General features: G+C 40.0%; 9 protein-coding genes. 4 read left to right on the top strand and 5 right to left on the bottom strand.

Going from position 1 to position 7,804, the window contains the following annotated elements:
* Positions 1–245: 245 nt before the first annotated feature.
* The 3 genes from ACFQ38_RS04865 to ACFQ38_RS04855 form a co-directional block, all read right to left on the bottom strand.
* Positions 246–809 (bottom strand): beta-class carbonic anhydrase, encoded by a 564-nt coding sequence (locus tag ACFQ38_RS04865; protein WP_336822294.1) that lies wholly within the window; start codon positions 807–809, stop codon positions 246–248.
* Positions 810–881: 72 nt separating this feature from the next.
* The gene (locus tag ACFQ38_RS04860; protein ID WP_381479915.1) at positions 882–1,022 is read right to left on the bottom strand and encodes a hypothetical protein; all 141 of its coding nucleotides are present in this window, start codon (positions 1,020–1,022) and stop codon (positions 882–884) included.
* Positions 1,023–1,174: 152 nt separating this feature from the next.
* Positions 1,175–2,407: an aminopeptidase gene (locus ACFQ38_RS04855; protein ID WP_336822296.1), complete on the bottom strand. Its 1,233-nt coding sequence runs from the start codon at positions 2,405–2,407 to the stop codon at positions 1,175–1,177.
* A gap of 180 nt (positions 2,408–2,587) precedes the next feature.
* On the opposite strand from ACFQ38_RS04855, the gene motA reads away from it, so the two are divergent.
* Both motA and motB read left to right on the top strand, forming a co-directional pair.
* Positions 2,588–3,406 (top strand): flagellar motor stator protein MotA, encoded by an 819-nt coding sequence (gene motA, locus ACFQ38_RS04850; protein ID WP_336822297.1) that lies wholly within the window; start codon positions 2,588–2,590, stop codon positions 3,404–3,406.
* Entirely contained in the window at positions 3,384–4,142 is a 759-nt protein-coding gene (gene motB / locus ACFQ38_RS04845) for a flagellar motor protein MotB (RefSeq protein WP_336822298.1), read from the top strand. The genes motA and motB overlap by 23 nt, the downstream gene beginning before the upstream one ends.
* 261 nt (positions 4,143–4,403) lie before the next feature.
* On the opposite strand, the gene ACFQ38_RS04840 is transcribed toward motB, so the two are convergent.
* Both ACFQ38_RS04840 and ACFQ38_RS04835 read right to left on the bottom strand, forming a co-directional pair.
* Positions 4,404–4,625 carry a DUF1128 domain-containing protein gene (locus tag ACFQ38_RS04840; protein ID WP_336822299.1) on the bottom strand — a complete coding sequence of 74 codons (222 nt, stop codon included), beginning with the start codon at positions 4,623–4,625 and terminating at the stop codon, positions 4,404–4,406.
* A 41-nt stretch (positions 4,626–4,666) separates the two neighbouring features.
* Positions 4,667–6,055 (bottom strand): alanine/glycine:cation symporter family protein, encoded by a 1,389-nt coding sequence (locus tag ACFQ38_RS04835; RefSeq protein ID WP_381479919.1) that lies wholly within the window; start codon positions 6,053–6,055, stop codon positions 4,667–4,669.
* A gap of 242 nt (positions 6,056–6,297) precedes the next feature.
* On the opposite strand from ACFQ38_RS04835, the gene ACFQ38_RS04830 reads away from it, so the two are divergent.
* Both ACFQ38_RS04830 and ACFQ38_RS04825 read left to right on the top strand, forming a co-directional pair.
* A complete protein-coding gene (locus ACFQ38_RS04830; protein WP_336822300.1) occupies positions 6,298–6,675 on the top strand; it encodes a YtxH domain-containing protein in 378 nt (125 codons plus the stop codon).
* Positions 6,676–6,782: 107 nt separating this feature from the next.
* Positions 6,783–7,682 carry a YihY/virulence factor BrkB family protein gene (locus ACFQ38_RS04825; protein WP_381479918.1) on the top strand — a complete coding sequence of 300 codons (900 nt, stop codon included), beginning with the start codon at positions 6,783–6,785 and terminating at the stop codon, positions 7,680–7,682.
* Positions 7,683–7,804 lie beyond the last annotated feature (122 nt).

The following is a 7,804-nucleotide window of genomic DNA, read 5'->3' as shown; positions in this document are numbered from 1 at the left end:
GCTTTTTCAATTAGAGGTGGGTTTTGTCCCAGCCTCCTCAGCTTGTTGAAAAACGCTTGCATACTATGAATTAATTTTGCCGTATTTACGCGCCCTTTTCGGAAATGTTCTATGTGGCAAGCGATTTCAAGCCAAGATAGGCAAACACCTATTTCATGACTATTAACTATAAAAAGACTGTAGACATAGTAAAATTTACTTTGTCTACAGTCTTTTATGTATTTCCCGGGAAATGTGGAACGTCTTTATTGATCATAACCGTTAACGATAACGTCTAATTTTCCAGTATCTGGTTGTACGACGAGGCCGTGAACTGGCACTTTAGCGTCCATTAATGGATGATTTTTAATACTGTCCACACTTGATTTGACACTTTCTGTTACATCATTAAAACCATGTAGCCAGTCTTTCATATCAATTCCAGAATACTTTAAAGTTGTAAATAGGTTCTTATCGATTCCGCGATCGACCATTTTATTAATGATTTTTTCCGTATCGACTGAACTCATGCCACAATCATGGTGGCCAATGACATATACCTCGTCAGCTTGCAATTCGTATATTGCAACGAGAATGCTTCGCATAATGCCACCGAAAGGATGAGTTACAATTGCACCCGCACTTTTGATTATTTTCGCATCTCCATTTTTCAAGTTCATTGCTTTAGGAAGAAGCTCTGTTAAACGAGTATCCATACAAGTCAGAATGACAATTTTTTTATTTGGAAATTTTGTCGTAGCGTATTGTTCATATTTCTTTTCTTTAACGAACTCTTCATTGAATGTCATAATATCGGTTAAGATAGTCATAAACATGCCCCCAAATGATTTATGTGCTAATTTTACCGAAAAATAAAAGAGTTGCCAACTGGCAACTCTTTTTTATTTAGTTTCTGGCTTTGGATCTATCGTTTCTGCATCAGAAGAATTCAGAGCCTTACCAAGGTAATGCATTGTGAACAATGCTGCAATTAAAAGGACAATTGCATATCCGATTACTGTTGTAAACATCAAGCCCATCATCAAGACCCCTCTCTACATATATATTCTATATTTCGTATGAAATTTGGAAAAAGGTTTGCCCGTTTCTATTTCATATGAATGATTTTGCTATAACCATTATACTATAAAACAAACTTTTTTAAAGACCTCATTTGAATTGATTGTGTCAATAATTAGAATGCCCAGTTGCCTTGACGGAAGACCGGTTCTACTTGGCCATCTGCTGTAATGCCATCGATGTCCATTTCAGCGGATCCAATCATGAAGTCAACATGCGTAATGCTTTGATTCAATCCATGTTTTTCAAGCTCTTCTGTCGACATTGTTTTGCCGCCCTCTATGCAGAAAGAGTATGCACTGCCGATCGCTAAATGGTTAGAAGCATTTTCATCGAACAATGTATTGTAAAATAATATTCCTGATTCAGAGATCGGAGATGCGTGAGGCACTAAAGCGACTTCACCTAAATACTTAGCACCTTCGTCGGTGTTGATAAGCTGGTTAAGGACTTCCTCGCCCTGTCCGGCTTCCACCGCTGTAATTTTCCCATCTTTAAACGTAACTTTAAAATCATCAATAATATTGCCGCCGTAGCTTAGCGGTTTTGTATTGGAAACATATCCGTTGACACCCGTTTTATGTGGAACTGTAAATACTTCCTCAGTCGGCATATTTGCCATGAAAGCATTGCCTGCAATATTTACGCTGCCGCCGCCTACCCAAATATGCCCTTCAGGCAGTTCAATCGTTAAATCAGTTCCTGGAGCAGTGTAATGAAGTTTTTTGTATGCTTTTTTATTCAAGTAATCCGCTTTATCATTTAATGTTCGATCGAGGTCCTTCCAAGCACTTACAGGATCCTCTTGATCAGCACGTACTGCTTTGAAGATTGCTTCCCAAAGTGCAGGTACTTGTTCTTCTTCCGGCAGATCAGAAAAAACCTTTGCTGCCCAAGCCTTTGATGGGGCAGCGATGACACACCAGCTGAATTGGTCAGCTTGCATCATTTGGCGATACTTGCTTAAAGCTTTGCCTGCAGCCTTTTGGAAATCAGCAATACGTGAAGTTTCTATCCCTTTTAGTAAGTCGGGGCTTTGTGAAGCGACACTTACGAAAGCCGCCCCTGCTTCTGATAGTTTTTCTTTTTCCATAACCTTCCACTCGGGGAATTCCGAAAAAGAATCAGCTGGTGCCATTTCGTATCGAGTTCTTGAAATTTGGTCGTCTGCCCAGTCAACTAAAACATTGCGTGCACCTGCTTCATATGCTTTTTTAACAACCATCCTAATAAAATCAGCAGTTTCAATGGATGCACTAATACATAAAATTTGATTCGGCTGAATATTGGCCCCTACTTTAACGACCAATTCCGCATAATTTTCCAACTTCTTTTCGAATGTAGACATACGATCTACTCCTTTCAACGTATGTATTCATACTACTTCAATCGCATTCCTCAGGCAATTAGAAAAAATGAAATATAAATTTCTGTCACATCGAATTCTTATTTTATTTACAATATAACTCTAAAGAAATGCCTATTTCTGTCGAAATAAAAAGAAGTAGACTGACATGGAGGTAGTCAAATGGATTTATCAACGGTTTTTGGGCTTATCCTTGGCGTTGTCGCATTGTTTGTCGGTATGGTCATGAAAGGCGTATCGCCGGATGCTCTTTGGAATATCGCTGCAATCCTCATCATTATCGTTGGAACGGTAGCAGCTGTTGTCATTGCGTTTCCAATGAAAGAACTGAAACGCGTGCCGAAATTGTTCGGAATCATTTTCCGTGAACAAAAATTGACATCTGATGCAGACTTGATTCGTATGTTTTCAGGTTGGGCAGATATCGCGAGACGAGAAGGATTGTTATCGCTGGAAGCAAAGGCGGATGAAATTGATGATCCATTTTTGAAAAATGGATTAGGTTTGGCGATAGATGGACAAAACGCCGATTACATCCGTGATGTACTAACTGAAGAAGTCGATGCTATGGAAGATCGGCACTCATCAGGAGCCCTAATCTTTTCACAAGCAGGGACATATGCTCCGACTTTAGGGGTATTGGGTGCGGTTGTTGGTTTAATAGCAGCACTTGGAGATATGAATGATATTGAGGCATTGGGGCATGCAATTTCTGCCGCATTCGTCGCAACGTTATTAGGAATTTTTACAGGGTACGTGTTATGGCATCCGTTCGCAAATAAGCTGAAAAGGAAGTCAAAAGAAGAATCACGTCAAAAGATGATGATGATCGAAGGCATTTTATCCGTCTTAGAAGGTGAAGCGCCACGAGTGATAGAACAGAAATTATCTTCTTACTTGTCAATGGAAGAACGTCGTAAGCTCGCAAATGCTGGCGGAGGCAAGGAGGCGGGACAGGTTGTCGAGGAAACGCAAGCGTAAAAAAGATGACGGGCATATTGACGAATCATGGCTATTGCCGTATTCTGATTTGCTCACGTTACTATTAGCATTATTTATCGTTTTATTCGCATCAAGTTCATTGGATGAGGCGAAATTTAGTCAAATTTCCTCTGTTTTCAACCAAATCTTTGACGGGGGAAAAGGGGTAATGGATGACGCTGCGCCGACGTCTGTTCCTGTACCGAAAGATTCGTCAGGGGAAGAAAATGAAAACTCATCCTATCTTGAGGATCAGAAGTCATTAGAAGGCATCCAAGAAAAATTGGATGACTATATTGCGGTCCATGAGTTGGAAAATCAATTCGAGACACAATTGACAGACGAAGGATTGCTTGTAACGATTCGTGATAGCATCCTTTTTGAAACAGGGAAGGCGACAATCAGTCCGCAATATGAAAACATGGCAAAGGATATTGCAAATCTACTAATATTCGAGAAGCCACGGCAAATAGTAATTACCGGACATACGGATAACGTCCCGATCCATAATGCGGAGTTTGAGGATAACTGGGAACTTAGTGCGAAACGTGCTTTAAATTTCTTAAAGATTATTATTAGCAGCAACGGGCTAGACCCTAAGTTGTTCAGCGTAAAAGGCTATGGAGATACGGAGCCGATTGCATCGAATGATACTTCGGAAGGCAGAAGTAAAAACCGTCGTGTCGAAGTGTTAATACAACCGTTAGTTATGAAAGATGGAACAATGGTAGAATAAAAAAGGCCAACTTGTTGACAAACGCTCGCATACTGTGTTTACAAGCCAAGCTGAGCAATCATCTAATTCATGACTAAAAACCTTAAAAAGACTGTAGACAAAGTGAAAATATGCTTTGTCTACAGTCTGAGGCTAATTAAAGGAAAAATCCTTTAATTAGCCTTTTTATTTTGTTTTATCTATCCGAATTAAAGAAAAGGCGCCTAAACCTTAAACCGATCAAAGAAGATCGATTGGTGAGGCACCTTTTCCTGCATAGGATCAATTGCGCAATGAACCCAATTCCGCTGCAATCGCTTGCATTTCATTAGGACTGATCGTTTCTCTTTTCATGACCATCTCATAAATGTAAACCAAATCCTCATAATGAGAAGTATTGAAGCTTTCTGCCTTCATTGCATCGACATTGACCATGCGAAGCTTGTCTTTAATTTTATCAATCATATACGCCACGTTTTCTGTGGATGGTTGAGTTAAATCCATTGATTCGTCCGCCTTTCGTTAACATAGAAACTATCATTTCATTATTTGGCGGATGTGTCAACTGAAGTTTGCTTGCCCAATCGTTCCGCTTCTTTTTCTTCTTGGACTTTCGCTTGGAAACGCTTTGTTTCCATTATAATTATACCGGACAGCCCTAACAGTCCAATCAAGTTTGGAATCGCCATTAAGCCGTTCAGTACGTCAGCAAGTGCCCAGACAACATCGAGGGAAGCAACTGCTCCAACAAAAATAAATGCTACGAAGATGATTCGATAAGCTAAGACAAAACCGTGTTTTGGGAATAAATATTGGAAACATTTTTCCCCGTAATAGCTCCATCCTAAGATCGTTGATGTAGCGAAGAAAATTAATCCGATTGCTACGATAAGTGGACCTGCTGAACCAAGGAATGATCCGAATGCTTCTGCAGTCAGTGCACCTGCGTCAATTGATTTGTCTTGCCATTTACCAGACATGACAATCGTAACTCCTGTAATGGAGCAAATGATTAACGTGTCGAATAATACTTGCGTCATGGAAATTAACGCTTGCCGTCCAGGATAATCCGTTTTAGCTGCAGCTGCGGCAATCGGTGCAGATCCTAACCCGGCTTCATTCGAGAACAATCCACGTGCGACCCCAAATCGGATGACGGCACCGATTGCTCCTCCGGCAGCAGCTTGTCCAGTAAAGGCATCTTTGAAGATGAGAGCGAATGCTTCAGGAACTAAATTTAAGTTCATAATAACGACAATCGCTCCTGCAATGAAATAAAAAAGTGCCATGATCGGAACGAAAAATGCGGTAACCCGGCCAATTGATTTTATGCCCCCTAAGATAACGAGTGCACCGAAAACGACAAGTGCAATTCCCGTAATGTAGTGCGGCACGTTGAACGTGTTATTCATAACGTCAGCGACAGCTTTGGATTGAGTACCGTTACCGATACCAAAAGCAGCTAATGCGCCGAAAACAGCAAATAACACACCGAGCCATTTCTGTTTCAAGCCATGCTCCAAATAATACATCGGCCCCCCAGCCATTTTACCTTTGGAATCTTTGACCCGATACTTAACAGCAAGAATGGCTTCCCCGTATTTTGTTGCCATTCCAAAAAATCCGGCTAGCCACATCCAGAAGATTGCTCCCGGTCCGCCCATAAATACAGCAGTCGCAACTCCGACAATATTACCTACTCCAACAGTAGCAGCCATAGCAGTCATCAGCGCCTGGAATTGGGAGATGTCACCATCGGCTTTTTTATCATGCTTTCTTGTAAAAATCTGCTTTAAAGAATAGGGCAATAAACGGACTTGTATAAATGACAAACGAAAAGTAAGAAAAATCCCGGTCCCTACAAGCAGGACTAATAGCGGTACTCCCCAAACAAAACCGCTTACCTTGTCCAAAAACTTTGCAATTGCTTCCATATCCATACTTTTCCCCCCCAATTAATTTGTCGAATAAGACTTCTTTTCATCCCTTTGCAAACAACACTCCTTCCACAACACTATATAGCTACTGATTTTAAAAGATAAATAGTGTTATTGTTAATATTCCGAAACTTAAACAGTTTAGTCAAGTACTTTTTTCATTTTCGTCATGATTGTTTGTTTTTCACTGTTAAGGGTATAATATGGTATGCAAATTAGATGATATTGGAGGGTTTAGAGTGGGAAATAGCAAATTTGGAAGATTTATTATTTTGGGGGCGATTGCTGGCGGGCTTTTAAGTATGTTGGATAGAAGTACACGGCAACATGTCGTGAAAAAGTCGAATGATCTTGCAGCGCAAATCAGTCATTATTCAAAAAATCCCGATGACTTAAAACAAAAAATTATGGAAACGAAAGATAAGTATATGTCCTTATATGAACAAGTAGCTGGAGACGCTACCTATATTAAAAGTCAAGTGGATGAATTGAAAACGTTAACTCCACAAGTAAAGGATATTGTCGTCAACACGAAAGAAGCTTTTGTCGATTCTAAGGAAGAGATCAAGGATATTGTCTCTGAAAGTGACAATTCGCCATCAGCAAAAAAGTTGTAATTTCCGAAAGGAGTGAGTCAAATGTGAATAAGGATAAGCAATTGACTCCAAAAATGGAACAACGAAAAAATGAAGGCAAAGATGGCTTTTTGAAGGATAGCAGGTTAATGAATTTCTTTGAGGATGTCAAAGAAGGTGATTTGGAAAAGTTTGATGTTACGACAGCTAATGGGTTTTGGAAAGAGCTATTAGTTAGAATAAAGAAAGTCGATATAACGGGATTAGGATCCCAATTGGCCTTCTTTTTTCTAATGTCTCTTTTCCCGCTATTAATCTTTATAATAACCCTTTTACCTTATTTGCATTTAGACCAATCGCAAATCTTTCTCTTCATACGTGATTACGCTCCTGAAAGTGTATATAACTTAATTCATGATACATTAGGTGAAATATTGGAAAATCGCAATGGGGGATTGTTGTCTATTGGAATACTGGCAACAATATGGTCTGCTTCTAAAGGGATGAATGCCTTGACAAAAGCGTTGAACAGGTCGTATTTTGTCGATGAAACAAGATCGTTTCTCGTTGCCCGAGGGATGTCGATTGTCTTCACTGTCGCACTTATCGCTGTTTTGATAGTTGCTTTACTACTACCTGTCTTCGGACAACAGATTGGTAGTCTTGTTTTTTCATATTTTGGTTTGGAAGAAGGCTTTTTGAAACTTTGGGGCAGTTTACGATGGCTGTTGCCCCCAATACTCATATTTGTTGTATTTTCAGCAATTTATTGGGTAGTGCCCAACTTGAAAATCCAATTGAGGAGTGTTCTCGGAGGGGCTTTATTCGCCACTGTAGGGTGGATATTGACTTCATTGGCATTTTCGTATTATGTCGGTAATTTTGGGAACTATTCAAAAACGTATGGCAGTATTGGTGCAATTATTGTTTTAATGCTTTGGCTTTATTTTTCCGCTATCATTCTAATGTTGGGCGGACAGTTAAATGCAGTAATGACGGAAAGAAAACAAGCTAAATTGGCGAAAGAAAAGAGCAATGCCGTTTCATAGGCATTGCTCAGCTTGTTGATAAACGTACGGCCATTCGAGCTCTTCGTGGTTCGATTGGCTCATCGCCCGCTTCCCGGAAAGCTTGCACCTATAACGGAAAGAGGCGTTTCAAGGATGATACC

It is taken from the genome of Sporosarcina contaminans (assembly GCF_042679045.1).
GTDB lineage: Bacteria > Bacillota > Bacilli > Bacillales_A > Planococcaceae > Sporosarcina > Sporosarcina contaminans.
Note: the sequence above shows the minus strand (reverse complement) of the source record. Positions and strands in the feature narration are given on the sequence as shown.